The sequence below is a fragment of the Pseudomonas sp. UW4 genome (assembly GCF_000316175.1).
In the GTDB taxonomy this organism is placed as follows: Bacteria; Pseudomonadota; Gammaproteobacteria; order Pseudomonadales; family Pseudomonadaceae; genus Aquipseudomonas; species Aquipseudomonas laurylsulfatiphila.
On sequence record NC_019670.1, the window covers coordinates 2230711 to 2257028 of the forward strand.

Genomic DNA, 26318 nt, shown 5'->3' on the forward strand with positions numbered 1-26318 from the left:
TAGAACCTCACTCGGCCCACCGTACGATCCGCAAAAAAAGCGCCCGGTACACATTGCATGGACCGGGCGCCGATCAATCCACTCTAGTGTACTGGCACCGTCACGGTTTTGCCGAAGGCCGACTTGATGGTCGCTGTCGGGTTGGGCGACGGGCCGCTGCCGACGGTTGTCACCGCTATATTCCAGCGCGCGCCTGTCGGCGTAAGCGTCAGGGTGGCGGTGCCAAGGTTCACCGTGCCGGTTGTGGTTGTGGCCGTCGCCGTGATGCTATTGCCCGTGCCACGCGAGGTGGTGCCGGACAGCACCCAATACCAGCGGCTGCTGCTGCGGGCGGTGACGGTGGCGCTGGTGACGATCAGGTTCTCGACGACCCCTGCCGAGACCGCCACGGACACCGTCGCCGGTGCCGACTCCGCATTCTTCGCATCGCTGGCCCTATAGGTAAAGGTCGCGGTGAACGGCGCGGGGATCGTGGCCGGTGGTGTGTAGATCACGCGCAGACCGTCGGTGCTGACCGAGCCCTTGCCGGAGTCCGGTTGCTCCAGACCCACCACTTTAAGCGGCACGTTGCCGTCAGGGTCGCTGTCGTTGGCCAGCACGTTGATGGTCACCGGTTGGCCGGTGTTACTGATGGCGCTGTCGGGGTTGGCGACAGGTTTCTGGTTGGCGAGGTCTTCGACACGTTCATCGCCAGTGCGGAAAGTCGGCAGCGCGGCGGAATTGACGTAGGTGACGCCGTCCCAGCCAGGCAGGGGCGTTGGCATCAACTGGAACTGGCCGGGGTGCTCGACATCCCAACGCATCAGCATGGACGTGTCCTCGTGCTGGGTGTTGTGGCAGTGCTCCATGTAGGTCCCGGCGAATTCACGGAAGCGGATAGCAATGTCCACGTCCACCGAGCTGTCGATGCCCTCGCCGATGCGATAGACGTCCTTGCGTGCCCATTTTTCCCATTCCGGCGGTGCCTTGCCGTCGCGGTTGAGGACGACGCCTTCTTCGAAATGCACATGCACCGGGTGGCTCCAGCCGTTGCCGCCGTTCCTGATTTTCCACACTTCCAGGGTGCCATCGCCGGAGAACCCGGCAGGGGTCGGACCGGTGGCCAATTGCGGAGCGGCGCTGATGATCCGAGGATCCATTTGGTAGCCGAAACCGCCGTCGGTCTTGATGGTCCAGGGCTCTTCGTCGGTACCGTCGGAGCGACCGAAGATGAACTCGCGATGCCGCGCCGCCTTGAGCTTGGCCTGCATCGTCGGATCGTCACGATTGATCGTCAACGGGATCATGACCTTACCAACCGGTTTGCCCGGTTTGGCAGGTTCGTAGTCGGCAGGGTTCATGCTCACGTCCTGGCCAGCGTAAGGCTGCACCACCATCTGCAGGAACTTGCCCACCACCGGGTCGCCGCCGTCCCATTCCAGCCCTTTGCTGCCCAGCTTGAGCACCGCCTTGTACTTGCCGGAAAGGACATCGGCCAGGCTCAGCGGCACAGGTTCCGGCCCCTTGCCGTTCTGGTGCTCCATCAGGTTGACGAAGTACAGCTTGTCGCCAACGCTAATCCCGTTTTTCGCGAAGTTGACGATGATGTCGTAACGTTCGGCGATGCCCTGAGCAGGCAGGATCGCGTTGTGGTCCTGCACATCGCCGTCACCGTCCAGATCCATGCTGCCGTCGAACGGTACGGCGTGCTCCATGAGGTTGCCGTCATTGGCGATCATGTGGAAGGGCACGCGGGTATAGGACAGGCCGGAGCCTGTCGGGCCAGGGAATTCACCACCGGTACCGACGATTTCACGCACCAGCGCGATCCTGAAGAAGCGCGACACCGAGCCATTGAGAATGCGGAAACGATAGCTGCGCGCCCGCACTTTCAGACGCGGCTGGTACTGCCAGTTGACCAAGAGTTGATCGCCGAGAAAACCATCGGTGTTGAAGGGGTTGAACCACAACTGGCCATTGGCATCCCAGGCCTTGTCGGCCAGCATCAGGTTGACGTCGTAGTCACGGTTGCCCCAGGGCAACGCCGAACCGCTGGGCAGGCGCAGGTTGACACCGTCTTCCAAGGCTTCGTTACCGCGGTCCATGGCACTGTAATAGTTCATCATCACCGCGTTGCCCTTGTAGACGTTCTGCGCGGTGAAATCGAGCATGTGGTCGTGGAACCAGTGGGTGCTCATGGTTTCGCGCCAGTCGCCACGGATCTTGATGGTGCCGTTGTTGCAGGTCTTCAGGCCCGGCGTGGCATCGTTGACGTACAGGGTTTCACCCGGGGCGCAGGGGAAGGCCGCGCGCGGATCCTGCGCATTGGTGTTGATGGTGTCGTAACCGGCCAGTTGCACCGGCCAGCGATAGTCGTAGTACTGGCCGGGAAAGAAAAACGCATTGGCATAGCCGTCGCTTTCGGCCGGGGAGTGGCCGTTGTGTTCGTGGGTGCTGAGGGTATGCAGGCCAAAACCCATGTTGGCCGACGGGTCGATGGGCAGGGCGTTGTAGTGCCGCATCAGCACGCCCTGGCCGTAGCGCACCATCAGCAGTTTTGCCGGGAAGGTGCCGTCGAAGGTCCAGAGCGCCTTGTGGTTCTGAATCGGCATGTTGGGGTGGAAACGCGTGTCGATGCCTTTGGTGGTGCCCGTCGTGGTCGGGATGTCCGAGGTCTGGTAGTAGAGGCCACCCGGTCCGAACTCACCGACGGCGTAGTTGTGCAACTGGCGACGGTCGCGCATGCCGCCGTTGAGCTTGGCGCCTGCTTGAGCGGTCTTGAAGGCGACCTGTGGGTAGAACTCGTTCCAGCGCTGGTGCGACCAGCCTTTTCCTGGCGGACGCCCTTCGGCCGGCGAGCCGACCGGATGGCGGTTGAGGAAGGCTTCGATCTGCGCTTTCCACGGGTTGCGGTCCAGCACGTTGGAAAACTGCGACGGAAACGGGTACAGCCCGGGCTGGCGCATGAAGGCTTCGAGCGCCGCGGCCGAAGGGCCGCTGCGGGCGATGTTGTTCGGGTCCTGCGTGGGCGCCGGGCCGACAATCGGAGGCGGGAAGGTCAGGGTGGGCGGCGGCAGTGTCGGGTCAAGTTTTTCCGTGCCGAATTCTTCGAACAACAGCAATTGCTGGGTGTACGGCTGCGCCCCGAACAACGGGCTGGGCTTGCCGTTGGTGGGGATCTTGAACGATGTCTGCAGCGCTGGCGGCAGCACGTTGTCGGTCGTCGGCGTGGTGCGGGTACCATACACGCCATTGGGCAGGGCGAAGGCACCCGTGTTGGTGGGTGGCATGGCCTCTATGGCATCCACCGCGGCCTGGGGGTCGGCCGGCGGGTTGGTATACGCCGAGGGGTCCGTCGGTGGTGGTTGGCTGACATCGTCCAGCGGTGCGGCGTTGAGGGTGCCGATACTGATCAGCATCACAGCGGCGATGCCCGTTTTGCTGAAACCGAGCGGTTTGAGGTCAGGCAGGCTTTTCATATTGTTTCCCTCGAGGCGCGCCGATGTGGCTGACGTACGCAATGCGGTCGATGCAAGAGCTACGCCAATCACCAGAGGGTCTCGGGAGATATGGAAGATTGATTTGTATCAAAACATTGAAGACTTTTCTGTAGCGCCGAAGTGGGTGGCAATCCTCAAGTTCGGGGGGCTTGACCCACCCATTTCCCCAATCCCCTGCCACACCACCATCACCCTTCGGACCGCAGGTGTCAGGCGCGTTATGATAGGCGGCCCACCTCCCGGAGCCTGTCACCGCAATGCCCCTGATCAGCCACTTCAAGACCTCGTGCCCCGAGCACATCAATAGCCAGATCCTGCAGATGGTGGTCGACAACCTGACCGACATCAGTATGGTCGCGATCCCGCCCAGCAACCTGCTGTACAACCTCTATCAATACGCGATCGGCTATGAGGTGCACCTGTACCTGGAGGCGCTCAACGGTGAAAAAGGCATTGCCGTGGAGTTGATCGTTGCCACGGACGAAGACGATCCGCAAAAGGTGCTCGGCTTTTTGCTGTACCTGCCGGTGCAGGACGACCCCGAAGCCTGTGGCGTGGCGTACATGGCTGTACAGGCCGAGTATCGGCGCCAGGGTGTGGCACGACGGATGCTGCGGGAAATGGTCGGCCGCTATCCCCATGCCGAGCTGACCTGCGCGGTGGCCAAGGTGCCGTATTTCGAGGCGATGGGTTTTCAGGTGGTGGGCGTGCGTGCGACCCAGGTGTTGATGAATACCCGCGACCACAGTACCGGTGGCTTGATGGCGCTGCTGGACGTGGCGTCGATCTACAGCTCGCTGGAAGTGCGGCAGATTCATACCTATCTGCTGCAAAAACACGGCAAGCGGGCCATGACCGACGCGGAAAAACAGCGCGACCGGCATCTGGACCAGTTGACGCGCAAGGCCAATGAGTTTGTGCGCGAGCGTATGGGTGATGATGCAGTGCCGGCGTCTGGCCCCCGGTTGCGCCTGGTCTGACCGCATTCAACTAAACACCACAATTTCCCTGTGGGAGCGGGCTTGCTCGCGAAAGCGGTGTGTCAGCCAACATTTATGGCGACTGACACGACGCCTTCGCGAGCAAGCCCGCTCCCACAGGGACCGAGTTTTCCGCGAGAGGCGGTCAGCGTTTAGGCCAGCTTCACATTCATGGTAATCCGCGCCGTGAACACCTTCTTGCCCTCGGCATCGTGAATGTCCACCGGCACGATCTTGTCGCCTTCGCAGGTCCAGTCCACTGCATCTCCTTCGGCTACCGCCGTCACATCACTCTTTGCCTTGGCCAGGTATTCGACGCTCATGCCCTTGGGAATCCAGCGGGCGCCGGCGGGAATGGAAACGTCGGTCATCATCCCGGCGGCCAGCTCGGCGGCGTTGCACATCGCTATCGCATGCACCGAACCCAAATGATTGGTGATTTCCCGGGCAAACGGCACGTGCACGGTGGCCGAGCCTTTGCGCAAATCCTGGACCAGCGGGTTGATGGTGGAGAAGTAGGGCGCCACCTGGCAGGCCAATTTGCTGAACGCTTCTGGCCCTGCGCTGTTGAACATGCTGAGGAACTGACTCATTTTTTTGCCTCTTGAGGATGATGGTTTACAGAGCAAGTTTCCGTAACAGAATAATGTTCTGTTACGGAACAGTATTCTGTTGAAAGGAAATCTGTCAACCTAGCACCACTTGTTCGCTGGCAACCGCCAGCCTCCACTCATGACTTTTGCGGACTGTTTTTCAGCATGGATACCGCCGATCTGCTCGAACGCTGCTACCCCGGACGACGCGCCGAACTCAAGCGCGACATCTTCAGAAAGGCCCTGTGCCTGTTCAACGAACAGGGGATCGAGGCCACCACCATCGAAATGATCCGCGCCGAATGCAATACCAGTGTCGGCGCGATCTATCACCATTTCGGCAACAAGGAAGGCCTGGTGGCGGCGTTGTTTTTTACCGCCCTCGATGATCAGGCCCGTTTGCGCGACAGCTACCTGGCGGATGCACAAACCACGCAGGCGGGGGTGCACGCGCTGGTGCACAGCTATGTGGATTGGGTCGATAGCCAGCCGGAGTGGGCGCGGTTCCAGTACCACGCGCGATTTGCCGTCACCAAGGGGCCGTTCAAGGACGAACTCGCCACCCGCAACAAGGCGCGCAACAAGCAGTTGCTGGAGTGGCTGGGTGCTCACGGCGATGAATTGGGTGGTTTTCCGGCGGAGTTGATACTGTCGTTGATCATCGGCCAGGCAGACAGTTACTGCCGCGCGTGGTTGTCGGGCCGGGTCAAGGGCAGCCCGAGGGCGTACCGGGACATGCTGGCGCAGGCAGCGTGGCGGTCGCTGTGCACCACCGAGCCTCAATGAAAATCCCACAGGGGGAATGTGTTGATTGAGAGATGGTTTTTCAGAGACAAAAAAAGAGCCTCAAAGCTCTTTGATGGGGAGGAAGTAGAGCCCTCGAGGCTCAAGATGCGCATGAAGCAGGCGGTGAGCTTGGTAGGGGTTCAGTTCACTCACCACCTACGCAGCGGCTTGCACAAGCAAGCGACTGCGTAAGTTCATCCTAGAAAGACCGAGTGTTTCACTCAAGTACCGCTAGTCGCATCCCCCGGCCAGCCGGCGCGGCGCAACGCCTTGAGCAGGGTTTCGGCATCCAGCCCCGGCACCCCATGCCCGTTGCCTTCGGCGGTGTCGGCGGCGAGCAGGGCATTGATGATGGCTTCTTCAACGGCTTCGGTGGCGGCCAGGAACAGCTCGCTGATGTGGTCGTTGTTGACCATGCTCAGGTTGTTTGTGGTCGGCGCTTTCTTGCTCTCGTATGCAGCCGGTGGCACGTGATCGTTACCGGTGGCGAAGGCGATGAAGATGTCGCCGCTGTGGTCTTCATTGCCGCCGCCGGTGCGGGCCAGGCCAAGGCTGGCGCGTTGGGCCAGGCGCGTGCACTGGTGTGGCAGCAGCGGCGCATCGGTGGCCAGGCAGACCACGATCGAACCCATGCCCGGATGGGGCAGCGAGGCCTTGAGGAACGGCGAATCGACCTGTTCCATGTAGCGCCCGACCGGATACCCGTCGACGCGCAGTTCATGGCGGATGCCATGGTTGGCCTGGACAATCGCCCCCACTGTCCAGCCACCCTGGGCGCTGTTCAAGCGTCGCGACGCGGTACCGATGCCGCCCTTGAATTCGTGGCAGATCATGCCGCTGCCGCCTCCGACATTGCCTTCGGCCACCGGGCCACCCGCCGCCGAGTGCACGGCTTGGGCTACGTGTTCGGGCTTCACGTGAAAACCGTTGATGTCGTTGAGCAGTCCGTCGAAGGTTTCCAGCACCACCGGCATGTTCCAGTAGAGCCGTCCGTCATCGGCTTGCTGTTCGCGGTCGACCACGATCAGCGCATCGCGCACCACGCCCAGGCTGTGGGTGTTGGTGAAGGCGATGGGGCTGGTCAGCAAGCCCGCTTCGCGAATCCATTCCAGGCCCGTGGCATCGCCATTGCCGTTGAGAACATGCACGCCGGCAAAGCACGGTTGCTGGCTGGTGGAACCGGCACGCGGTTCGATGACGGTCACTCCGGTGAGGATGTCGCGGCCGTTGGCCGTGCGTCCTCGTACATCACAGTGGCCGATCCGCACGCCGGGGACGTCGGTGATGGCATTGAGCGGGCCGGGTTGCAGTTGGCCGAACAGGATGTTCAGGTCGCGGGCGCGTGGTTTCATGGGTTTTCTCATTCGATTCGTGGCAGAAAAAAGGGGTATTTCGGGCATCGTAGATCCCCTGTGGGAGCGGGCTTGCTCGCGAAGGCGTAGTGTCAGTCGCTATCAACGTTGGCTGACCCAACGCCTTCGCGAGCAAGCCCGCTCCCACAAGGGTATGCGGTGGGTTATTGGCCGTTTTTGACCTTGCTCCAGATTCGCGTGCGTACGCGCTCGGTCGCCGGTGGCAGGGGCTGGAGGGTGAACAGGGTGGCCATGGCTTCGGCTGACGGGTAGACGGCCGGGTTGTTGCGGGTCGCTTCGGCCACCAGCGTGGTCGCGCTGCGGTTGCCGTTGGGGTAATTGAGGTGGTCGCTGACCGGGGCGATGACTTCAGGGCGCATCATGTACTCGATGAAGGCCATCCCTTGTACCGGGTGCGGGGCGTCCTTGAGCAGCACCAGGGTGTCGAACCACACCGGCGCGCCTTCCTTGGGCAGGCTGTAGGCGATCTTCACGCCGTTGCCGGCCTGCTCGGCGGTGGTCTTGGCTTCGAGCATCGCGCCGGACCAGCCGACCGCCACGCAGATGTTGCCGTTGGACAGGTCGCTGATGAACTTCGACGAGTTGAAGTAGGCAATGTGCGGACGCAGCCTGAGCAGCAGCGCTTCGGCTTTCTTGTAGTCTTCGGGGTTGGTGCTGTTGGGCGGCAGGCCGAGGTAATGCAGGGCAACCGGCAGCATCTCCGACGGCGAGTCGAGCATGGCCACGCCGCACTCGCCGAGTTTGGCCAGGTTCTCCTCCTTGAACACCAGGTCCCAGGAGTCCACCGGCGCCTTGTCGCCCAGTACCGCGCGCACTTTGTCGATGTTGTAGCCGATGCCGTTGGTGCCCCACAGGTACGGCACGGCGTACTGGTTGCCCGGATCGTTGCTGGCCAGTTTCGCCAGCAGTTCGGTGTCCATGTTCTTGAAGTCCGGCATCTGCGAGCGGGGCAGTGGGGCGAGGGCACCGGCCTTGATCAGGGTCGGCAGACTGAAGTTGCTGGCCACCACCACGTCGTAGCCGCTGCGGCTGGTGAGCAACTTGCCTTCGAGTACTTCGGCGCTGTCGAAGGTGTCGTAGACCGGCGCGATCCCGGTGTCTCGCTTGAAGTCCTGCAGGGTCGTGGGGCCGATGTAGTCGTACCAGTTGTACACGTGCACGGTCGGGGCTTCGACGGCAAGCGCTGACAGCGACACCGCCAGACAGGCGCCAAACCCCAGATTGAAATACAAGCGGTGACGACTCATGATGCGGCACTCCTGGCCTGTTGCGGCCGGTGGTAATCAGGAGTTTGCAGCGTATCGACCGGGGTGGCCTTCACCCATTCCCATCATGGGTTACTCAAAAGGGGTAGTGCGTGGACGCGTTGTTGAAAGAGTTGCCGGTGCACCAGGGGCTGGCGCGGGTCTTTACGACGGTGGGGCGAGACGGTTTCTGGCGGGCGCTGGTCGATACCCTGCGGCTGCTGGTGCCGCTGGACAACGCCCTGGTGGCGCTGATGCGCCCGGGCCACGTGCCGCGCCTGCTGATTGATTTCGATGCCAAGGGCAACAGTGCCGAGCAGGAAGAACTGGCGGACTACCGCGCCGGCATGTACTTGCTCGATCCATTCTATCAAGCCGTGTGCGCCGGCATCGCCGACGGCTTGCACAGCCTCGAATCGGTGGCCCCCGACCAGTTCCAGCACAGCGAGTACTACCTGAGTTACTTCAGCACAGTGGTCGGTGGCGACGAGTTGCAGTTCATGGTCAACCTCGACGGCGCCGTGCTCGGCCTGTCCCTCGGGCGTTCGACGCGCTTTGGCCTTGAGGATCAGGGGCGCCTGCTATGCGTGCGTGACTGGGTGCTGTCCGCGATGCGCCGACACCTGGATTTGCTGCCTCCGGAAGGGCCGGTCGCCGAACCGCCGGCCGGCGATCTGGCGACCTTGCTCGATCGCTTCGACGCCCGCCTGACCGTGCGGGAAATCGAAACCGCGCGCCTGATTCTCCAGGGCTTCTCCAGCAAGGCCATCGCCCAGCAAATGGGCATCTCCCCGGAAACGGTGAAAGTGCACCGGCGCAACCTCTATCACAAGCTCAACGTGAACGGGCATGGCGAGTTGTTTGCGCTGGTGTTGCAGCCGCGCTAATCCGGATTGTCTGGTTGCCCAAGCCGTCGCCTTTGCGAGCAGGCTCGCTCCCACAGTTGAACTGCATTTCATTGTGGGAGCGAGCCTGCTCGCGAAGGGCGCTATGCGGTCTTCAGGCCTGCTGTTCCTGCCAATGCGCCTTGAGGTATTCGATGAACACTTTGACCTTGCGTGTGTTGCGCCGGTGGGCCAGGTACAGCACGTAGATCCACGGCCCGAACGCACTGGGTTCACGCCAGTACTGCGGCATCAACTCGACCAATTCACCCCGCGCCAGATAGGGCGCGGCACTCCATTGCGGGATGAACTGCAGACCCTGCCCATCGAGCAGACAGGCCAGCAGAAAATCAAAGTTGTCGCTGGCCACCCGCGGCGTCGGTTGTGTCAGCCGAATTCGTTGCTCGCCTTGCTTGACCCACCAGAAATGCCGGTTGAGCAGCGGGTGGCGGAAGATCAGCCAGTCGTGCTGCTGATAGTTCTCCAGTGAAACATCCTCGCCCTTGCGCGCCAGGTAAGCCGGGCTGGCGCAGAGCAACACCTGGTTTTCCACCAGCGGCTGCGCGATCACGCCAGGCAGGTCGATGGGGCCGTCGCGCAGGGCCAGGTCATAGCCACCGTCCACCGGGTCTTCGAAGTTATCGCTCAGGTCCACTTCCAGTTTGACCTGCGGGTACGCGGTCAAAAAGCGACAGCACACCTGGTTCAGAAAAGCCGGCGCGAACGAGGGCGGGGCGGTGATCCGCAGGTCGCCGCGCAGTTCATGCTGCAACTGCTCCACATCCTCGGTGGCCAGTTGCAGTTGCATCAGCGCCTGGCGTGCACCTTCCAGGTAGATGCGACCGGCCTCGGTCAACGCCATGCGCCGGGTGGTGCGGTCGAACAGGCGCGTGCCGAGTTCTTCCTCCAGTTGAGCCACGGCCTTGGTCAGGGCGGACGGGGTCTTGCCGAGCAGGTCGGCGGCGCGGCTGAAATTACCCTGTTCGGCGGTGGCGACGAACATGGTCAGGGCACCCATTTTATCCATTTATCTATTCCTGATAGGCACAGAAGTTGTGCGGGAGCAGGCATTCAGTTGTCGATTCGGCTTGGATAGTATTGGCTGCAGCCCAACAAAAATAAAGAGCCACCCATGAAACAGATTCTGACTCTGGCCACGTCGCTTGCTCTGGCCTGTTCCTCGATGGAAAGTATGGCCGCTGTTGATCTCATCCTGCACAACGCCAGGGTGTACACCGCCGAACCTGGCCAGCCCTTGCAGCAGGCCATTGCGGTCGAGAACGGCAAGGTTTCGGCGGTGGGTTCCGATGCCCAGGTGCTGCGGCTCAAACAGCCGGGCACGCGCATCGTCGACCTGGGCGGCAAGGTGCTGATGCCGGGGTTTATCGACTCGCACTCACACACGGTGAAGGGCGGCCTGCAATTGCGTCAGGCCAATCTGGACGGCGAGTTGCTGGCGCTCGACGAGCTGGAAAAGCGCCTGCGTCAGTGGCGCGAAGACGGCAAGGCCAAACGCGGTGACATCCTTAGCGTCGGCGGCTTGCCATCGACTTACTGGAGCCAGGTCGAGGCGCTTGAGCAGCGCTTCAATCAGGGCGAATGGGCAGACACGCCGATTCTCTTTCTGGGCTGGGACCTGCACACGGGGTGGGCCAACCGGGCGATGCTCCAGCGTGCCGGAGTGGATGTCGCGCGGGTCAAGGCGTTGAAGGACGAAGAGCAGGCCACGATCGGGCATCACGACGATGGACGGCCCAATGGCTTCCTGGTCGACGCCGGACTGTATCCGGTGCAGGCCCTGCTGCCACCTCCGACCACCGAGGAATTGATGGCGGGCGCGCGTGCAGCCCTCGACTATTACAAAAGCCTGGGCATCACCGGTTGGATGGACCCCATCGCCAATGAAATTCCCGGTGGCGATGTGAACAATCAGTCGCTGGGGGTGTTGCCGATCTACAAGGCGCTGGCCGAGCGCGACGAGCTGACCGCGCATGTGGCCGCATTGCTGATGGCCGATTCGAAAGCCACACCGGCCGATCTGGATGAACTGGACAAGGTTCGCCAGCAGTTTATCGGCGTGCCCAACCTGACCCTGCCGGGCATCAAGATTTTTGCCGACGGCGTGGCGGAAGTTCCGGCGCAAAGCGCCGCCATGCTGGAGCCCTACAAGGACTCGAAAAAATCCGGCGAATTGCTGATCGACCCGGCGCACTTCGGCGAGCTGGTCAGCGCTGCCGACGCCCGTGGCTGGCTGGTGCACATCCACGCGATTGGCGATCGCGCGGTGCGTGAATCGCTCAACGGCATCGAACAGGCGCGCAAGGATCGGCAAAGCGGGATTCCCCACTCCATCACGCACCTGCAAATGGTCAACCCTAAGGAATTCGCCCGCTTCAAAACCCTCAACGTGATTGCCTCGATGCAGCTGTATTGGGCCATGGCCGATGAGTCGAGCATGGACTTGGTCAAGCCCTATGTCAGCGCCATGGCCTTCATGTATTCGTACCCGGCCCGTTCGCTGCTCAAGAACGGCGCGACCATTGCCGGCGCCAGCGACTGGCCGATCACCACGCCGGATCCGTGGAAGGCGATCTATCAGGCAGTCAGCCGCACCGGCCCCAAAGGCGTGCTCAACGCCGCCGAAGACATCGACCGCCAGACCATGTTCCAGGCCTACACCCTCAACGCCGCCCGCACCCTGCGCCTTGAAGAACAGATCGGTTCGCTCAAGCCGGGCAAACAGGCCGACATGATCGTCCTCGACCGTGATGTCTTCACCGTCAAGTCCGAGGCCTTGCGCGATACCCGGGTGCTGCAGACCTTCTTCGCCGGCCGCGAGATCTTTTCCCTTAAACCCTGATTCCATTCAGGCCGGACACAGTACCTGTGGGAGCGGGCTTGCTCGCGAAAGCGGTGTATCGGGCAATACAGATGTTGACTGACACCCCGCCTTCGCGAGCAAGCCCGCTCCCACAGGTTGAATACCCACGCAAAAAAGGAACACCGCTCGTGAAACTGCATTGCTTCGTCACCGACACCCACAACCCACAGATTCGAGGCCAGCAAATCGGCGAAACCTGGGCGGCGCAAATCGGCAAGACGGTGGCGCTCTATCTCGACTTTTTCAATCAGGTGGGCGTGGCGCCCGAACAGGTGCGCGCCCTGGGCGAAGCCAGCCTGCAAGCACTCACCGACTGGAGCCCGAACCTGGCCCAGGAACTGCAAGCCACGGCCGAAGGCGCCGGGATTCCCCTGTGGCAACTGGCGAGCCTGAACGCCCGCACGGAAATCCTCGCGGTGATGCCTGCCTCTCTCGAGGGCGAATGCTCGACAGCGGTCTTCGCGCCGGCGGGGGCCGATGCGCCCAGGACCATCCAGACCTGGGACTGGCACGATTCGCTGGTGCCCCACGGCATGCTGCTGCAACTGACAAACCCTTCCGGCATGACCGTCAAGCTGTTCACCGAGTTCGGCATGCTGGGCAAGATCGGCGTGAACAGCGCCGGCCTCGGGCTGCACTTCAACATCCTCCACCACGCCAGTGATAACGCGGTAGCCGGGGTGCCGGTGCACGCCATTGCCCGACGGATCCTGGAGGAGGCGACCAGCGTTGAAGAGGCCATTGCCCTGGCGCGGTCGGCGCGGGTCAGTGCGTCGACCGTCCTGACCGTGTTCTCGACCCGTGATACGGCGCCACGGGCGGCGAGCATTGAAATGTCCGCTGCCGGCATCGCCGTGGTCCTGCCCGGCGAAGACGGCTGGATCACCCACACCAATCACTTCCTTGACCCGGTGCTGAGCCTTGGCGAGCGAACGCCGGATGCATCGACCACCTACGCACGCCTGGCCCATGTCAACGCGGCGCGGGTCGACATGATCCATGGCGACTTGAATCGCCGGGCAGGGGCCATGTGCGGTGACGCCGGGGACGAGGCGCCGATCTGTTTCCATCCGGACCTGAGCCTGCCGGCCACCGAGCGCTGGGAAACCCTGCTGACCATCGGCATCGACAGCGAAAACGCGGTCCTCGAATACGTCGCCGGCAACCCGATGCTGCTGGCCCGCGACGGCTTCCAGCGCTTCTGAAACGACGTCCTCCATAACAACAAAAAGAGCACTCGATATGGCTAGTTACGGTCATTCCCCGGCGGGTTCGCAGTCCGCCCTCAGAACCTTCTTCGTCTCCGGCATGGGCACCGCGCTGGAGTTCTATGACTTCGTCATCTACGGCACGGCGGCGGCGCTGGTGTTTCCCAAGGTGTTCTTCCCGCAGATGGACCCGCTGACCGCCACGCTGTTTGCCTTCGGCGCCTTTGGCGCGGGCTTTTTTGCCCGACCGTTGGGCGGCATGGTGTTCGGGCACTACGGTGACAGGATCGGCCGGCAGAAAATGCTGGTGATCACCCTGTTGCTGATGGGCTTGAGTACCTTGTTGATCGGCTGCCTGCCGGGCTATTCGTCGATTGGCTTGGCAGCACCGGCTCTGCTGGTGTTGCTGCGCTTGATACAAGGCTTCGCCGCCGGTGGTGAGTGGGGCGGGGCGGCGCTGTTCGGCATCGAGTCGGCGCCGCCCGGTCGACGAGGGTTGTGGGGCAGTTTCACCAGCATGGGCATCGGCATCGGCGGCATCCTCGGCGCGGCAGTGTTCGGCATTGTCAGTGTCGCCTCCAACGATAATCTCGCCGATTTCGCCTGGCGCATTCCCTTCTGGCTGGGCGGTGTGCTGGTGTTGATCGGGCTCTATGCGCGGCTGCAAAAACCCGTCGAACAGCGCGTCGAACAAAAGGCGCCGGTGCGTATGCCACTGATCGCGGCACTGCGGGCGCGGCCGAAAGAAATGCTGCTGTGCACGGGGATCGCGTTTGGCTACGTGACCATCGCCTACATCGGCAGCACGTTCTTTTTGTCGTACGCCACGCAGATCGGTTACGGCAGCACCGATGCACTGATCTTCGATTTTTCGCTGTCGGTGGCCATCGTGGTGACCGCGCCATTGTTTGCCCTGCTGTCCGACCGGATCGGCCGTCGCAAGGTCATGATCCTCGGTGCGGTCATCATGGCCGTCGGGTTCTTTGCTTTCTTCCCGTTGGTCGGCATGAAAAGCCTGCTGGTATCGACCCTGGCCTACATCGCGGTTGGCGCGTTCATGGGAGCGACACAGGGGCCGATTCCGGCCTTTCTCGCAGAGCAGTTCCCCCGGGAGATGCGCTATTCGGGGATGTCCGCCGCCTACCAGATCGGCGCTGCACTTGGCGGCGGTACGGCGTCGAGCGTGGCCACGGCGATCCTGATTGCCACCCACCACAATGCGGTGGGTGTAGCCGTGTACGGCTCGGTGGCGCTGGCGATTGTGGCGGTCTGCTCGTTCTTCTTGAGGGAGACCGCGCACTTGAGCATGGCGCAGATTGATGAGGTGGCGGGAGAGGGAAGGCATCCGTCGGTAGCTGGTTTAGCTACACGCTCTTGAGATCAAAAGATCGCAGGCCTTGCCAGCTCCTACGGGAAATACAAAACCCTGTAGGAGCTGCCGCAGTCTGCGATCTTTTCTAGTTGTCCAGCCTGAACACCAACGCCTTCAACCCACACTCGACATCCGCATCCGGAAACTCCGGCGGATTCTCCAGCCGCTGCTCAAACCGCAAGCCCGGCGCCTCACGAGTCACGCCATCGATCAGGAAGTCCGCCCCAAACGCCGGGTCGTTCATGCAGGCCAGCACCGTGCCTTCAGGGCTGAGCAATTCCGGCAACCGACGCAGCACCCGCTGGTAATCCTTGGTCAGCAAAAAGCTGCCTTTCTGGAACGACGGCGGGTCGATGATCACCAGGTCGTACGGGCCTTTGCCGATGACTTTGCCCCAGGACTTGAACAGGTCATGGCCGAGAAACGTGACCTTGCCCAGGTCGTGGCCGTTGAGCCGGTGGTTGTCGCGGCCACGGCTCAGGGCCGGGCTGGACATGTCGAGATTGACCACGTGGCTCGCGCCGCCTTCGATGGCCGCCACCGAGAAGCCGCAGGTGTAGGCGAACAGGTTCAGCACCCGCTTGCCCTGTGCGTTGGCACGGACCCAGTCGCGGCCGTAGCGCATGTCGAGGAACAGCCCGGTGTTCTGCTTGCGGCCCAGGTCGACCCGGTATTTCAGGCCACCCTCGGTGATGGTCATTTCTTCGATGACTTCGCCCAGCAGCCATTCGGTGGTGCTTTGCAGCAGGTAGCGATGTTGCAGCAACAGCGTATGGGCGCCGGATTGTGCCCACTGATCAGACTGGGTGATCGCCATCAGCCGCTGCTTCAGGTCTTCCAGTTGCGACGCCTCCGGCTCCTTGAACAACGCCACCAGCACCACGCCCTGCAACCAGTCCACGGTCACTTGCTCCAGCCCCGGCCAGCAGCGGCCACGGCCGTGGAACAGGCGACGGGTTTCGGCGGGGGCGGCCGCGAGGGCGGTCAGCAGGTGCTGGTCGAGGGTGGCGAGGGCTTCAGGGTTCATCGGGTCGGGTCGGTGGCGTGGAAAGGGGCGGCATTTAACCATAATTGCGCACTCGACGGACTACACAAGTCCCCCTGTGGGAGCGGGCTTGCTCGCGAAGGCGTAGTGTCAGCCAACATTAATAGCGGCTGACACTACGCCTTCGCGAGCAAGCCCGCTCCCACAGGGTTTTCGGTGCTCGCTATGCGCGAGTTATCACGTTTAATTTAACTTTATGTGAGGATTTGGCGATCTTCCGGCTCCCATACTCGGCCCCAACGAACAACAACACACGGGAGCCGGACATGTCGCAGTCAACTGCTTCACCCAAGGCCAGTCATCCACGCTGGCTACGCATGACCCACTGGCTCAACGCCCTGGCGGTGCTGGTGATGGTCACCAGCGGTTGGCGCATCTACAACGCCTCGCCGATCTACGAGTTCAGCTTTCCCGCGTCGATCACCCTCGGCGGCTGGCTCGCTGGCGCGCTGCAATGGCATTTCGCGGCGATGTGGTTCCTGGCGATCAACGGTCTGATCTACCTGGCCTTCAACCTGTTCAGCGGGCGCCTGAAGCGGCGTTTCTTCCCGGTGACGCCCAGCGGCGTGCTGCATGACCTGTGGGCCGCCTTGCGCGGAAAACTCGGACACGCCGACCTCAACCATTACAACCAGGTGCAACGCGTCGCCTACCTGTTCGTGATGGTCGACATCACGCTGCTGGTGCTCTCCGGGCTGGTGTTGTGGAAGTCGGTGCAGTTCCCGCTGCTGCGTGAATTGATGTTCGGTTACGAAGGCGCACGCCGGGTGCATTTCTTCGCCATGGCGCTGTTGGTGGCCTTCGTGGCGGTGCATCTGCTGATGGTCGCGCTGGTTCCGAAAACACTGTTGGCCATGATCGTCGGCCGCAAGGAGCAAGCATGAAAAAGCGCATTCAGATCCCCGGACTGGACGAGTCTTCGATCCTCACCGACGCCCGCAAGATCCTCGCCCCGCAAATCGAAGACCGCTCGCGGCGTTCGTTCCTGCTGCGTGGCCTGACCCTCGGTGGCGTGGCCATGTTGTCCGGTTGCAACATCACCGACAACGAAAGCGTCGACACCGCGCTGTCCTCCATGTCGCGCTTCAACGACCGGGTACAGGGCTGGCTGTTCAACCCCAACGCCATGGCGCCGACCTATCCCGCATCGATGATCACCCGGCCGTTTCCCTTCAATGCCTTTTACGGCATCGACGAGGCACCGACAGTGGAGGAGGAGAGCTATCGCCTGGAGGTCAGCGGCCTGGTCGCCGACAAGCGCAGCTGGCGCCTCGACGAACTGCGCGCCATGGCCCAGACCGAGCAGATCACCCGGCATATTTGCGTCGAAGGCTGGAGCGCGATCGGACGCTGGGGCGGCGTGCGCTTCAGCGATTTCCTCAAGCGCATCGGCGCCGACACCGACGCCAAATACGTAGGCTTCAAATGCGCCGACGACTACTACACCAGCATCGACATGGCCACTGCGCTGCACGCGCAAACCCTGCTCGCGCTGACCTGGGACGGCGCGGTGCTGCCGCGCGAGTACGGCTTCCCGATGAAGCTGCGCATGCCCACCAAACTTGGCTACAAGAACCCCAAACACATTCAGGCGATTTTCGTCAGTAACACCTACAGCGGCGGCTACTGGGAAGACCAGGGCTACAACTGGTTCGGTGGCAGCTGACGAATGCCTGGCCCTTTCACACCACCACAACCCACGCTCCAGGGAGTTTCATCATGAAAAAGTTGACCACCGTTGTACTGTCCATGTGCCTGGCCGTTGGCGCTGCCTCCGTGTTTGCAGCTGACACCATGAGCAACGACAGCATGAGCAAGGACTCGATGTCCAAGGATGCGATGAAGAAAGATGCGATGAAGAAAACCGATTCGATGTCCAAGGACGCCATGTCCAAAGGCAGCATGTCCAAGGACTCGATGAAAAAAGATGCAATGTCCAAGGATGCAATGAAAAAAGCGAAATGTCTCAGTAAGTCCAATCACCGCAGGCCCTGTGGGGGCCTGCTCGCGAAAGCGGCGTATCAGTCAACATTGATTGCGACTGACACTACGCCTTCGCGAGCAAGCTCGCTCCCACAGGTTTTTTGTCGCCCCGAACGACCTGAGCCCAGAAAAAAGACATCGATGATTGATCCGGACGCGTGATGCCGGTCACCTGGCTGTATCAAAAATGAATTTCCGCGGTCTGCGCTGCTCATACCTTTAGGCAGCGGATCCAATTCCGCGAAATCATTGAGGCAATCAGGGAGCGGCACGGTCATGAGTCGAGTACCGACGGCGGGCGGACATCGTCCTGACGGGTTGATCCTGGTGGTTGAGGACGACCCGCTGATCCTGGAGTTTCTCTGCGAGATTCTCCAGGAGGAAGGTTTTGTCGTCGAGCCGCAAATCAGTGCGGACGCGGCAGTCATCTATCTGGAGCAGCATGCGCCGCAGGTGCACATGCTGCTGACAGACATCACCATGCCCGGCACGCTCAATGGCGCGGACCTGGCCAACCAGTTCGGCGATCGCTGGCCGGACAAGCCGATCATGATCATGTCCGGTTTCGAAACCCCTGAAAGCTCAGGCGTGCGACACGCGGTCTCGTTTATCAAGAAGCCCTGGATGATCGGTGGGCTGCTCGATTGTGTGGACCAGACCTTCAAGTCCAAACGACTCAACTGAGTCGTTCGCAGATGCTACATTGCCGGGCAAATCCGTCCGGCAGCTGCGAGGTTCCTTTCCTTGTCCGATCACCCCGTTTTCAATTCGACTTACCGTGCCTTTCTGTTCGACATGGACGGCACCGTCCTGACGTCCATTGCCGCTGCCGAGCGGGTCTGGACCACCTGGGCCGTGCGCCATGATGTCGATGTCGAGTCCTTCCTGCCGACCATTCACGGCGCCCGCGCCATCGACACCATCAGGCGCCTGGGCTTGCCCGGTGTGGATGCCGAGGCCGAAGCCGCGTGGATCACCGAAGCGGAAATCGACGACGTCGACGGGGTATTCGAAGTGGCGGGCGCGGCGAAATTCCTGCGGTCCTTGCCGGCCAGACAGTGGGCCATCGTCACCTCCGCCCCACGGGAACTGGCGCTGCGGCGGATGGCGGCGGCGGGGATTCCCGAGCCTGGGGTGATGGTGACTGCCGAGGACGTCACGGCCGGCAAGCCTGACCCCGCGGGTTATCGACTCGCGGCCCGGCGCCTGGGCGTGGAGCCTGGGCAGTGCCTGGTTTTTGAAGATGCCACGGTGGGGATTCTGGCGGCTGAAGCGGCGGGGGCGGATTTGGTTATTGTCACGGCGACCCATGAGCAGCCGATCGAGACGTTGCATGGGACGTTGGTTGACTATGACATGGTCCGGGTTCAGGTGGATGCTGCAGGTCTGCGCCTGCACGCCGTCTAATGTGGGAGCGAGCCTGCTCGCGAAGACGTCGTGTCAGTGGCTATTGATATTGGCTGACACACCGCTTTCGCGAGCAGGCTCGCTCTCACAGGGGATAGGGTTGCATTCAGTAAAGCCCGGGAACCAGCCGCCAGGTGCGGGCGCAATAGGCTTCGTATTCGCTGCCGAACTGTGCCCTGAGCAAGGCTTCTTCCGAGTGAATCCGGGCGATCAGCGGGATCAGGGTCAACGCCGCCAGCAGCAGGCCGACACTTGAGCGAAACGCCAGCGCCCAGCCCACGGCGATGACCATCATCCCCAGGTAACTGGGGTTGCGCAGGCGCCGGTAAATGCCCTCGGTGACCAGTCGATGCCCCGGCTGGATCGCCACCAGCCCGCTGAAGCGCTTGCCCAGCACAAACACCGGCCACAACCGCAGCGCGCCGCCCGCGATGAACAGCAGTGCCCCGAGCCAGCGCACGCCTTCACCTCCAAACGTCCAGAAGTCGATGCGATCGGTATAGGCCGGCACAAAGCCGCTGAGCACGCCGATCACACCGAAGACCGGGAGGACCCAGCGATTGCCCCGGTCTTCGCGTTCTCCCGAACTCAGGTTGGCCTCGGTGAACAGCGATGCGACGGCCATGATCAGGGTGGCCAGGGCAACGACGACCAGTGAGCCGTGGCTGAAGAAAGCCGCGAAACCGCCCAGCCCCCAGATCGCCAGGGCGAGGTAGGCGAGGGTGCTGACGACGGCGAAAAACGCCAGTTTGGCCGAGATTTTCATGGCGCCTCCAAAAAGACCTCCGCTATGTTCAGTGTAGATACCGAGGGTTCCCACCTCAGCGAGGTAGCAATCAAATCACCTCTGCTCGCGCATTGCGCCGGATCACCTGGGGTGGTTGTCCGAAGACCCGCAGGAAGGTTTCGCGCATGCGTCGGCGGTCGGTGAACCCGGTTTCCAGGGCGATCTGGTCGAGGGTCAGGCGTCCGCGCTCGAGCAACTGTCGCGCGGCTTCCAGACGCAGGTTCTCGATGGCCTTGGCCGGCGATTGTCCGGTTTCGGCGCGAAACGCCCGGCTGAATTGCCGGGGGCTGAGGTTGGCCACTTGTGCCAGTTGCTCCACCGAAAGGGGCTGGGCGAGGTGTTCCCGGGCGTAGCCGAGCACGGTCTGGATGCGGTCGGATTTCGGCGCCAGTTCCAGCAGCGCCGAATGCTGCGACTGGCCGCCGGCGCGGCGGTGGTACATCACCAGTTTCTGCGCCACGGCCCGGGCCAGCTCGGCGCCGTGGTCCTTTTCCACCATGGCCAGTGCGAGGTCGATACCCGCGGTCATGCCGGCCGAAGTCCAGATTGAACCGTCGATCACGTAGATGCGATCAGCCTCGACCTTGATCGCCGGAAACCGCGCCTGCAGTTCCCGGGCGTAGGCCCAGTGGGTGGTGGCCCGCCGTCCGTCGAGCAAGCCGGCCTGGGCCATGACGAACGCCCCGGAGCAGATCGACGCGGTGCGACGCGCGCTGTGGATGCTGGCCTTCAGGTACTCCAGCACGGCCTCGGGCGCCTGTTCGACGATCGAGTCGCCGCCGACCACGATGACGGTGTCGAACACGCGCCCGTCGAAGGCCTCGGTGCAAACGCTCAAGCCACCCGAGGCGCGCAGGTTGTGACCGTTTTCCGAGAGCACGCGCACGTCATACAGGGGCTGTGCGGCACTGAAATTGGCGTACTCGAACACCGGCATGGCGGCCAGCGCCATGGACTGGAAACCCTCGAAAACCACGAACGCCACGCTGATCATCGACCTGTCCTCAAACGGTTGTGTCCGAAAAACGTACTTTAAACGTCATTTGAGACGGGTGTAAGTCCCTTTATAACGGTCTGCACCCGGCGAATCTCTCGCCTCACCCTAGAGGAATTGCACCATGGCTCTTTCATCCAAAGGCACTGCACTGATCACCGGTGCTTCTTCGGGCATCGGCGCGGTGTATGCCGACCGCCTGGCCCGCCAGGGTTACGACCTGATCCTGGTGGCCCGCAGCCGGGGCAGACTCAATGCCCTGGCCAAGCATTTGAGCGACCAGACCGGGCGCACCGTGGAGGTGGTGGCCGCCGACCTGACGAACAAGGCGGATTCGCTGCGGGTCGAACAGATCCTGCGCAACGACGCCAGCATTACCTTGTTGGTCAACAACGCCGGGGTCGGTGGCGTCATGCCGCTGCTGGGCAGTCCCGTGGACGACATGGAAGCGATGGTCAGCCTCAACGTGACGGCTTTGATGCGCCTGGCCTACGCCGCTGTACCCGGTTTCGTTGCCCGGGGCACCGGCACCGTGGTCAATATCGCCTCCATCGTCGCCATTGCCCCGGAAATTCTCAACGGCGTGTACGGCGGGACCAAGGCGTTCGTCCTGGCCCTGAGCCAGTCGATGCAGCATGAACTGGCGGACAAAGGCGTACGCGTCCAGGCGGTGTTGCCGGGGGCGACCGCCACCGATTTCTGGAGCGAGGCCGGCAACCCGGTGGAAAATCTGCCGCAGGAGATCGTGATGTCCGCCGAAGACATGGTCGATGCCGCGCTCGCTGGCCTGGCGGCCGGTGAGACAGTGACCATCCCGGGCCTGCACGATGGCAGCCAGTGGGATCGTTACGAAGCCCAGCGCAAGACGCTGTCCGGGTTGTTTGGCAATTGCGTGGCGGCACCGCGTTATCGCTGAGACAGTCGCCGGACCAAGTGAACTAAACTTGCATGAGAGGACCGTTCACCGCTGGCTCGTCGACCTGTTCGGCGGGCCGGCGGCGTGTAACAGGAATCGACATGCTTCACATCCGCACGCCTTTGATTCTGCACCCTGGCCTCTCGACCCCGACCCGCCGTATCTGGCTGAAACTGGAAAACCTGCAACCTGGCGGCTCGTTCAAAATACGCGGCATCGGCTTGCTGTGCAGTCGGGCGGCGCAGCAGGGCAAGCGCAAGGTGGTCTGTCCCTCCGGCGGTAACGCAGGACTGGCCACGGCCATGGCCGCGGCCTGCCTGGGGCTCAAGGCCTGCATCGTGGTGCCGCACACCACCCCGCACAGTACCCGGGCGCGGATCAGCAAGACCGGCGCCGAGGTGATCGAGCACGGCAAGGTCTGGGACGAAGCCAATCAATGGGCCCGGGAACTCGCCCAGGACCCGCGCAGTGAATTCGTGCCGGCCTTCGACCACCCGGTGTTGTGGGAAGGGCACAGCACCATGGTCGATGAAATCCTTGCCGACTGCCCGCCAGTGGATGTGCTGGTGGCATCGGTGGGCGGCGGGGGCTTGCTGGCCGGGTTGCTCACCGGCCTGATTCGTCATCGGCACACCGATTGCCGCATCGTCGCCTGCGAAACCGAAGGCGCGGCGTCATTCGCCGCGGCGGTGGCGGCCGGGCACCCGGTCAGACTGCCGAAAATCGACACGGTTGCCACGTCCCTGGGGGCCGCGCAAGTGGCCGCCTGGCCGGTCAGGCACATCGGTGATTTCCCCCATGAGTGCGTGGTACTCAGTGATGATGAGGCGATCTTGGGCGTGGTGCGTTACGCCAATGATTTGCGTCAGCTGGTCGAGCCGGCGTGCGGCGTTTCATTGGCGATCGCCTACCTGGATCACCCGGCGATTGCCGACGCCCATGACGTGGTGATCGTGGTGTGTGGCGGGGTGAGTATCAACGCGCAGCTCGTGGCCGGGTGGGCACGCATGTCCACTGGCACGCACGCGAGGCAGGGCTGGAAACGCTATCCCGGTGTCACAAGCCCCACCGCTGGCGATGACGGTCTTCAGTGATCGGCGCCAACACCTTCCTGGACGAGGATGGCGCGGGCCAGGTCTTCGTCGCTTGCGTTGTTGAGGGCGGGATTGTCCTGACGGATCTTTTTCAACACCGACTCCAGATAGGCACCACGAATCGCACCGCCGCTGGCGATGAAGCTGGAGGCGTCATCCCGGGCGGGAATCATGAGTTTGTGGTCTTTGAACGTTGAGTACAGCGAGGCGGAAACCCCGGCGGAAGTGGCGACGTCACCGGCATCTACTTTGGCCAGAGCCGAGCCTGCGGGTAAACAAAGTACCAGTGCAGAGATGATAAATATGCGGCGCATGACGGTGTCCTCCGACAGCATGAAGCATAAGGGATGTACCACATAGTTTAGGATACGTGGCAGTCGACGAGAGTTCCGTGAGGAGGGCTCTGAGGCGTCGCCGGTGAGAGCAGGTGCAGGAGGCAGGGTCGTTGAGCGTGGATATTCAAAGCGTGGTGATCGGGGCCGGCGTCGTCGGGTTGGCGGTGGCCAGGTGCCTGGCCATGAGCGGGCGGGAAGTGCTGGTGGTCGAGGCCGGGACGGGCATCGGCACGGGCATCAGCTCGCGCAACTCGGAGGTGATTCATGCCGGTATCTATTACCCGGAAGGTAGCCTCAAGGCGCAACTGTGCGTGGAGGGCAAGCAGCGTCTATACGCTTTTTGCGATGAGCACGCCGTTGAATACCGGCGCGTCGGCAAGCTGATCGTGGCCACCGATGCGCAACAGCGCTCGGCGTTGCAGCGTCTGTTGCAGCAGGGGCGTGTCAATGGTGTCGATGACCTGCAATGGCTGGATGGCCCGCAGGCCCGGGAGCTTGAACCGGCGTTGTCCTGCGTCGCGGCACTGTGGTCGCCCTCTACCGGCATCGTCGATTCCCATGGGCTGATGCTGGCACTTCAGGGCGACGCCGAGCGGTTCGGTGCGACGCTGGCCTTGCACACGCCGCTGCTGTCGGCCCTGTGCATCGATCAGGGCTTCGAGCTGCACATGGGCGGCAGCGAACCCATGACCCTGCGCTGCCGCGAAGTGATCAACTGCGCGGGGTTGTCCGCTCCCGAGGTGGCGCGCGCTATCGTCGGTCTGCCTGAACAGTGCGTTCCCCAGGCGCATCTGTGCAAGGGCAGTTATTTCAGTCTCAGCGGCCGGGCACCCTTTCGGCACCTGGTGTATCCGGCCCCGGAGAGCGCGGGACTGGGCGTGCACATGACGCTGGACCTGGGCGGGCAGGCGCGCTTCGGGCCGGACGTTGAATGGGTCGAGCACATTGATTACCGCGTCGAACCCCGCCGGGCCGAAGGCTTCTATCAGGCGATCCGCCGTTATTGGCCGGGGTTGCCGGACAACAGCCTGCAACCGGCCTACAGCGGCATTCGCCCGAAAATCAGCGGGCCGATCGAGCCGGCCGCCGATTTTCTCGTCAGCGGTTGCGCCGAACATGGCGTGCCGGGGCTGGTGAATCTGTTCGGCATCGAATCACCAGGGCTGACCAGTTGCCTGGCGCTTGCCGGGCACGTGGTGAAACGCCTCGACGACCGATGATCGGTGCTGGCCCTGCCTTGCGGGCATCGGGTCTATGCTAGGGAGTGCGCTTACTGCCATCGGAGAACTCTGATGATCACCGTACGCACTGCCTGCCTGCTGGCCGATTACAAACGCTGGGCCAATCAGCGTCTGTTTGACAGCCTTGCGGCGCTTCCTCCGGGCGAAGTCAAAAAACAACGGGTGTCGGTGTTCAACAACATGATCGGCACCCTCAATCATGTCTACGTGGTGGATTGCATCTGGCGGGCGCACCTTGAAGGCCGGGGACATGGCTTCAAGACCTCGCACGATCTGCTGCATGCCGACCTGTCGGAACTGCGCCAGGCGCAAAAAGACATCGACCGCTGGTATTGCGACTGGAGCGCCCGGCAAACCGATGCCTCCCTGGACAAACCGGTGGAGTTCACCTTTGTCTCGGGCGAAAGCGGCACCATGAGCGCCGGCGCGATGCTGATGCATGTGGTCAACCACGCCAGCTACCACCGCGGCTGGGTGGTGCAGATGTACTTCGAGATTCCGGCCATGCCACCGGTGACCGACATGCCGGTGTACCTGCGCGAATCCGAGCCGGTGCTCCTGCAGTCGATCAATGCCCCGACGGTGGCGCCGCCATGTGCTGTGCAATTTTCGAACGCAACCAGCGTTCTGCCGGATCGTTATCGCTGACCCCGTTCCAGACCATCGACAGTTCGGACAGGTTGATCTCAAAGGGCGCATCGTCCGCCCGTAACTGGCTGCTGCCTTCGATCAGCGCGCTGGCCGCGTAATCCGGTACGGTGGCGAGCATGTCAGTACCCGCCAGCAAGGCCCGCAAGCCCGCGAACTGTGGCACCGCCAGCACCACCCGCCGCGAACGGCCGATGCGGGCCAGGTCATTGTCGATGGCACCGCTCAGATCCCCGGAAAACGACACCAGTGCGTGAGGACGTTCGCAGAACTCGTCGAGGGTCAGCGGGCCGGGACGGTCATCGCCGCGCAGGATCTTCACACTCAGGTCGCGCAGTTTCTTGCGCTTGGCGTTGGCTGGCAATTCCGTGGTGTAGCTGATACCGACGGAAATCTCGCCGCTGGCCAGCATCGACGACATCAGCAGGAAATTCACCCGGCGCACCACCACCACAACGTTCTGCGCCTCTTCGCGAATCTGCTTGAGCAGCGGCGGAAAGAGCCCGAATTCGGCGTCGTCGGACAGGCCGATACGAAACACCTCGCGACTGGTGGAGGGCTCGAAATCCTTGGCCCGGCTGACCGCCCCGGAAATGGTGTCCATCGCCGGCTGCAACTCCTTGAGAATCTGCAACGCCCGCGGGGTCGGCTCCAGGGTTCGACCGTTGCGCACCAGCAACGGGTCGTCGAACAGATCGCGCAACTTGGCCAGCGACGCACTGACAGCGGGTTGGCCGAGGAACAGTTTTTCCCCGGCCCGGGTCAGGTTCTTCTCGAACATCAGGGTTTCGAAAATCACCAGCAGGTTCATGTCCACGCGGCGCAGGTCGTTGCGGTTCATGCCGGGGTTCTCGCTGAGGTCCGGGGTCTTTTCAGTAAAGCACCAAACCCTGTGGGAGCGAGCCTGCTCGCGATGGCGGAGTGTCAGGCGCCATATATGTTGGCTGTCATCGCGGGCAAATCGGATCGGCGCACCGCCGCTCCCACAAGGTTATTGGGTATTTTGATCCCTCATCGGCAAGCGACACCTGTTATTTCTGTCAGTAGTCAGCACTACTTCTGCGTGTT

At 62.4% G+C, this 26318-nt stretch carries 24 protein-coding genes and 1 pseudogene; 15 read left to right on the forward strand and 10 right to left on the reverse strand.

The genetic code is table 11. The features are described from left to right. Positions 1–83: 83 nt before the first annotated feature. The gene (locus PPUTUW4_RS09715; RefSeq protein WP_015094468.1) at positions 84–3458 is read right to left on the reverse strand and encodes a multicopper oxidase domain-containing protein; all 3375 of its coding nucleotides are present in this window, start codon (positions 3456–3458) and stop codon (positions 84–86) included. Positions 3459–3736: 278 nt separating this feature from the next. Here PPUTUW4_RS09715 and PPUTUW4_RS09720 point away from each other — a divergent pair, with 278 nt between their 5' ends. Beyond that, positions 3737–4459, forward strand: coding sequence for a GNAT family N-acetyltransferase (locus PPUTUW4_RS09720; RefSeq protein WP_015094469.1), 723 nt, complete (start codon positions 3737–3739; stop codon positions 4457–4459). Between the two features lie 152 nt (positions 4460–4611). On the opposite strand, the gene PPUTUW4_RS09725 is transcribed toward PPUTUW4_RS09720, so the two are convergent. Then, positions 4612–5052, reverse strand: a complete 441-nt coding sequence (locus tag PPUTUW4_RS09725) for a hotdog fold domain-containing protein (RefSeq protein ID WP_015094470.1) — start codon at positions 5050–5052, stop codon at positions 4612–4614. 165 nt (positions 5053–5217) lie between these two features. Between PPUTUW4_RS09725 and PPUTUW4_RS09730 the strand changes: the two genes are divergently transcribed. Beyond that, the gene (locus tag PPUTUW4_RS09730; RefSeq protein WP_015094471.1) at positions 5218–5838 is read left to right on the forward strand and encodes a TetR/AcrR family transcriptional regulator; all 621 of its coding nucleotides are present in this window, start codon (positions 5218–5220) and stop codon (positions 5836–5838) included. Between the two features lie 221 nt (positions 5839–6059). Here PPUTUW4_RS09730 and PPUTUW4_RS09735 read toward each other — a convergent pair whose 3' ends face one another. After that, on the reverse strand, positions 6060–7190 hold the full coding sequence (locus PPUTUW4_RS09735) for a P1 family peptidase (protein ID WP_041474821.1): 1131 nt from the start codon (positions 7188–7190) through the stop codon (positions 6060–6062). A 164-nt stretch (positions 7191–7354) separates the two neighbouring features. Then, positions 7355–8458 carry an extracellular solute-binding protein gene (locus PPUTUW4_RS09740; protein WP_015094473.1) on the reverse strand — a complete coding sequence of 368 codons (1104 nt, stop codon included), beginning with the start codon at positions 8456–8458 and terminating at the stop codon, positions 7355–7357. A 110-nt stretch (positions 8459–8568) separates the two neighbouring features. On the opposite strand from PPUTUW4_RS09740, the gene PPUTUW4_RS09745 reads away from it, so the two are divergent. Then, entirely contained in the window at positions 8569–9342 is a 774-nt protein-coding gene (locus tag PPUTUW4_RS09745) for a helix-turn-helix transcriptional regulator (RefSeq protein ID WP_015094474.1), read from the forward strand. 112 nt (positions 9343–9454) lie between these two features. Here PPUTUW4_RS09745 and PPUTUW4_RS09750 read toward each other — a convergent pair whose 3' ends face one another. Next, entirely contained in the window at positions 9455–10366 is a 912-nt protein-coding gene (locus tag PPUTUW4_RS09750; protein WP_015094475.1) for a LysR family transcriptional regulator, read from the reverse strand. Positions 10367–10471: 105 nt separating this feature from the next. On the opposite strand from PPUTUW4_RS09750, the gene PPUTUW4_RS09755 reads away from it, so the two are divergent. From PPUTUW4_RS09755 to PPUTUW4_RS09765, 3 genes are all read left to right on the forward strand, one after another. Beyond that, positions 10472–12199: an amidohydrolase gene (locus tag PPUTUW4_RS09755; protein WP_015094476.1), complete on the forward strand. Its 1728-nt coding sequence runs from the start codon at positions 10472–10474 to the stop codon at positions 12197–12199. A 149-nt stretch (positions 12200–12348) separates the two neighbouring features. Next, entirely contained in the window at positions 12349–13425 is a 1077-nt protein-coding gene (locus PPUTUW4_RS09760) for a C45 family peptidase (protein ID WP_015094477.1), read from the forward strand. A gap of 37 nt (positions 13426–13462) precedes the next feature. Continuing rightward, positions 13463–14806: an MFS transporter gene (locus tag PPUTUW4_RS09765; protein ID WP_015094478.1), complete on the forward strand. Its 1344-nt coding sequence runs from the start codon at positions 13463–13465 to the stop codon at positions 14804–14806. A gap of 79 nt (positions 14807–14885) precedes the next feature. Here PPUTUW4_RS09765 and PPUTUW4_RS09770 read toward each other — a convergent pair whose 3' ends face one another. After that, on the reverse strand, positions 14886–15827 hold the full coding sequence (locus PPUTUW4_RS09770) for a class I SAM-dependent methyltransferase (protein ID WP_041474822.1): 942 nt from the start codon (positions 15825–15827) through the stop codon (positions 14886–14888). Positions 15828–16111: 284 nt separating this feature from the next. Here PPUTUW4_RS09770 and PPUTUW4_RS09775 point away from each other — a divergent pair, with 284 nt between their 5' ends. The 5 genes and pseudogenes from PPUTUW4_RS09775 to PPUTUW4_RS09795 all read left to right on the forward strand — a co-directional run bounded on the left by PPUTUW4_RS09775 (position 16112) and on the right by PPUTUW4_RS09795 (position 19235). After that, positions 16112–16729, forward strand: a complete 618-nt coding sequence (locus tag PPUTUW4_RS09775) for a cytochrome b/b6 domain-containing protein (RefSeq protein ID WP_015094480.1) — start codon at positions 16112–16114, stop codon at positions 16727–16729. Then, complete coding sequence (locus tag PPUTUW4_RS09780; protein ID WP_015094481.1) at positions 16726–17511, forward strand: molybdopterin-dependent oxidoreductase; 786 nt, start codon at positions 16726–16728, stop codon at positions 17509–17511. Before PPUTUW4_RS09775 ends, PPUTUW4_RS09780 begins: the two co-directional genes overlap by 4 nt. Positions 17512–17564: 53 nt before the next feature. Then, positions 17565–17807 (forward strand): annotated as a pseudogene (locus tag PPUTUW4_RS09785) (pentapeptide MXKDX repeat protein); the annotation flags it as partial. Between the two features lie 297 nt (positions 17808–18104). Continuing rightward, on the forward strand, positions 18105–18512 hold the full coding sequence (locus PPUTUW4_RS09790) for a response regulator (RefSeq protein ID WP_015094483.1): 408 nt from the start codon (positions 18105–18107) through the stop codon (positions 18510–18512). Positions 18513–18572: 60 nt separating this feature from the next. After that, positions 18573–19235 carry an HAD-IA family hydrolase gene (locus tag PPUTUW4_RS09795; protein ID WP_015094484.1) on the forward strand — a complete coding sequence of 221 codons (663 nt, stop codon included), beginning with the start codon at positions 18573–18575 and terminating at the stop codon, positions 19233–19235. Positions 19236–19341: 106 nt separating this feature from the next. Here the strand turns inward: PPUTUW4_RS09795 and PPUTUW4_RS09800 are convergent, their stop codons facing one another. Beyond that, positions 19342–20001, reverse strand: coding sequence for an isoprenylcysteine carboxylmethyltransferase family protein (locus PPUTUW4_RS09800; protein WP_015094485.1), 660 nt, complete (start codon positions 19999–20001; stop codon positions 19342–19344). Between the two features lie 70 nt (positions 20002–20071). Continuing rightward, positions 20072–21016, reverse strand: coding sequence for a GlxA family transcriptional regulator (locus PPUTUW4_RS09805; RefSeq protein ID WP_015094486.1), 945 nt, complete (start codon positions 21014–21016; stop codon positions 20072–20074). A gap of 124 nt (positions 21017–21140) precedes the next feature. Here PPUTUW4_RS09805 and PPUTUW4_RS09810 point away from each other — a divergent pair, with 124 nt between their 5' ends. Together PPUTUW4_RS09810 and PPUTUW4_RS09815 are read left to right on the forward strand one after the other, a co-directional pair. Then, positions 21141–21932, forward strand: coding sequence for an SDR family oxidoreductase (locus tag PPUTUW4_RS09810; protein ID WP_015094487.1), 792 nt, complete (start codon positions 21141–21143; stop codon positions 21930–21932). Between the two features lie 101 nt (positions 21933–22033). After that, complete coding sequence (locus tag PPUTUW4_RS09815) at positions 22034–23026, forward strand: pyridoxal-phosphate dependent enzyme (protein WP_015094488.1); 993 nt, start codon at positions 22034–22036, stop codon at positions 23024–23026. On the opposite strand, the gene PPUTUW4_RS09820 is transcribed toward PPUTUW4_RS09815, so the two are convergent. Then, entirely contained in the window at positions 23020–23340 is a 321-nt protein-coding gene (locus PPUTUW4_RS09820) for a DUF2388 domain-containing protein (RefSeq protein WP_015094489.1), read from the reverse strand. The genes PPUTUW4_RS09815 and PPUTUW4_RS09820 overlap by 7 nt on opposite strands. Positions 23341–23471: 131 nt before the next feature. Between PPUTUW4_RS09820 and PPUTUW4_RS09825 the strand changes: the two genes are divergently transcribed. Together PPUTUW4_RS09825 and PPUTUW4_RS09830 are read left to right on the forward strand one after the other, a co-directional pair. Next, positions 23472–24581, forward strand: coding sequence for an NAD(P)/FAD-dependent oxidoreductase (locus tag PPUTUW4_RS09825; RefSeq protein ID WP_015094490.1), 1110 nt, complete (start codon positions 23472–23474; stop codon positions 24579–24581). 72 nt (positions 24582–24653) lie between these two features. Next, a complete protein-coding gene (locus PPUTUW4_RS09830; RefSeq protein WP_015094491.1) occupies positions 24654–25250 on the forward strand; it encodes a DinB family protein in 597 nt (198 codons plus the stop codon). On the opposite strand, the gene PPUTUW4_RS09835 is transcribed toward PPUTUW4_RS09830, so the two are convergent. Next, positions 25171–26091 (reverse strand): LysR family transcriptional regulator, encoded by a 921-nt coding sequence (locus tag PPUTUW4_RS09835; RefSeq protein ID WP_015094492.1) that lies wholly within the window; start codon positions 26089–26091, stop codon positions 25171–25173. The genes PPUTUW4_RS09830 and PPUTUW4_RS09835 overlap by 80 nt on opposite strands. Positions 26092–26318: the final 227 nt, after the last annotated feature.

Bases quoted from the DNA above. Each gene is read 5' to 3' on its own strand.
- PPUTUW4_RS09780 (WP_015094481.1), top strand. From the start codon at position 16,726: ATGAAAAAGCGCATTCAGATCCCCGGACTGGACGAGTCTTCGATCCTC.
- PPUTUW4_RS09720 (WP_015094469.1), top strand. From the start codon at position 3,737: ATGCCCCTGATCAGCCACTTCAAGACCTCGTGCCCCGAGCACATCAAT.
- PPUTUW4_RS09725 (WP_015094470.1), bottom strand. From the start codon at position 5,052: ATGAGTCAGTTCCTCAGCATGTTCAACAGCGCAGGGCCAGAAGCGTTC.
- PPUTUW4_RS09775 (WP_015094480.1), top strand. From the start codon at position 16,112: ATGTCGCAGTCAACTGCTTCACCCAAGGCCAGTCATCCACGCTGGCTA.
- PPUTUW4_RS09730 (WP_015094471.1), top strand. From the start codon at position 5,218: ATGGATACCGCCGATCTGCTCGAACGCTGCTACCCCGGACGACGCGCC.
- PPUTUW4_RS09830 (WP_015094491.1), top strand. From the start codon at position 24,654: ATGATCACCGTACGCACTGCCTGCCTGCTGGCCGATTACAAACGCTGG.
- PPUTUW4_RS09835 (WP_015094492.1), bottom strand. From the start codon at position 26,091: ATGAACCGCAACGACCTGCGCCGCGTGGACATGAACCTGCTGGTGATT.
- PPUTUW4_RS09765 (WP_015094478.1), top strand. From the start codon at position 13,463: ATGGCTAGTTACGGTCATTCCCCGGCGGGTTCGCAGTCCGCCCTCAGA.
- PPUTUW4_RS09750 (WP_015094475.1), bottom strand. From the start codon at position 10,366: ATGGATAAAATGGGTGCCCTGACCATGTTCGTCGCCACCGCCGAACAG.
- PPUTUW4_RS09815 (WP_015094488.1), top strand. From the start codon at position 22,034: ATGCTTCACATCCGCACGCCTTTGATTCTGCACCCTGGCCTCTCGACC.
- PPUTUW4_RS09805 (WP_015094486.1), bottom strand. From the start codon at position 21,016: ATGATCAGCGTGGCGTTCGTGGTTTTCGAGGGTTTCCAGTCCATGGCG.
- PPUTUW4_RS09735 (WP_041474821.1), bottom strand. From the start codon at position 7,190: ATGAAACCACGCGCCCGCGACCTGAACATCCTGTTCGGCCAACTGCAA.
- PPUTUW4_RS09810 (WP_015094487.1), top strand. From the start codon at position 21,141: ATGGCTCTTTCATCCAAAGGCACTGCACTGATCACCGGTGCTTCTTCG.
- PPUTUW4_RS09790 (WP_015094483.1), top strand. From the start codon at position 18,105: ATGAGTCGAGTACCGACGGCGGGCGGACATCGTCCTGACGGGTTGATC.
- PPUTUW4_RS09740 (WP_015094473.1), bottom strand. From the start codon at position 8,458: ATGAGTCGTCACCGCTTGTATTTCAATCTGGGGTTTGGCGCCTGTCTG.
- PPUTUW4_RS09820 (WP_015094489.1), bottom strand. From the start codon at position 23,340: ATGCGCCGCATATTTATCATCTCTGCACTGGTACTTTGTTTACCCGCA.
- PPUTUW4_RS09800 (WP_015094485.1), bottom strand. From the start codon at position 20,001: ATGAAAATCTCGGCCAAACTGGCGTTTTTCGCCGTCGTCAGCACCCTC.
- PPUTUW4_RS09715 (WP_015094468.1), bottom strand. From the start codon at position 3,458: ATGAAAAGCCTGCCTGACCTCAAACCGCTCGGTTTCAGCAAAACGGGC.
- PPUTUW4_RS09755 (WP_015094476.1), top strand. From the start codon at position 10,472: ATGAAACAGATTCTGACTCTGGCCACGTCGCTTGCTCTGGCCTGTTCC.
- PPUTUW4_RS09770 (WP_041474822.1), bottom strand. From the start codon at position 15,827: ATGAACCCTGAAGCCCTCGCCACCCTCGACCAGCACCTGCTGACCGCC.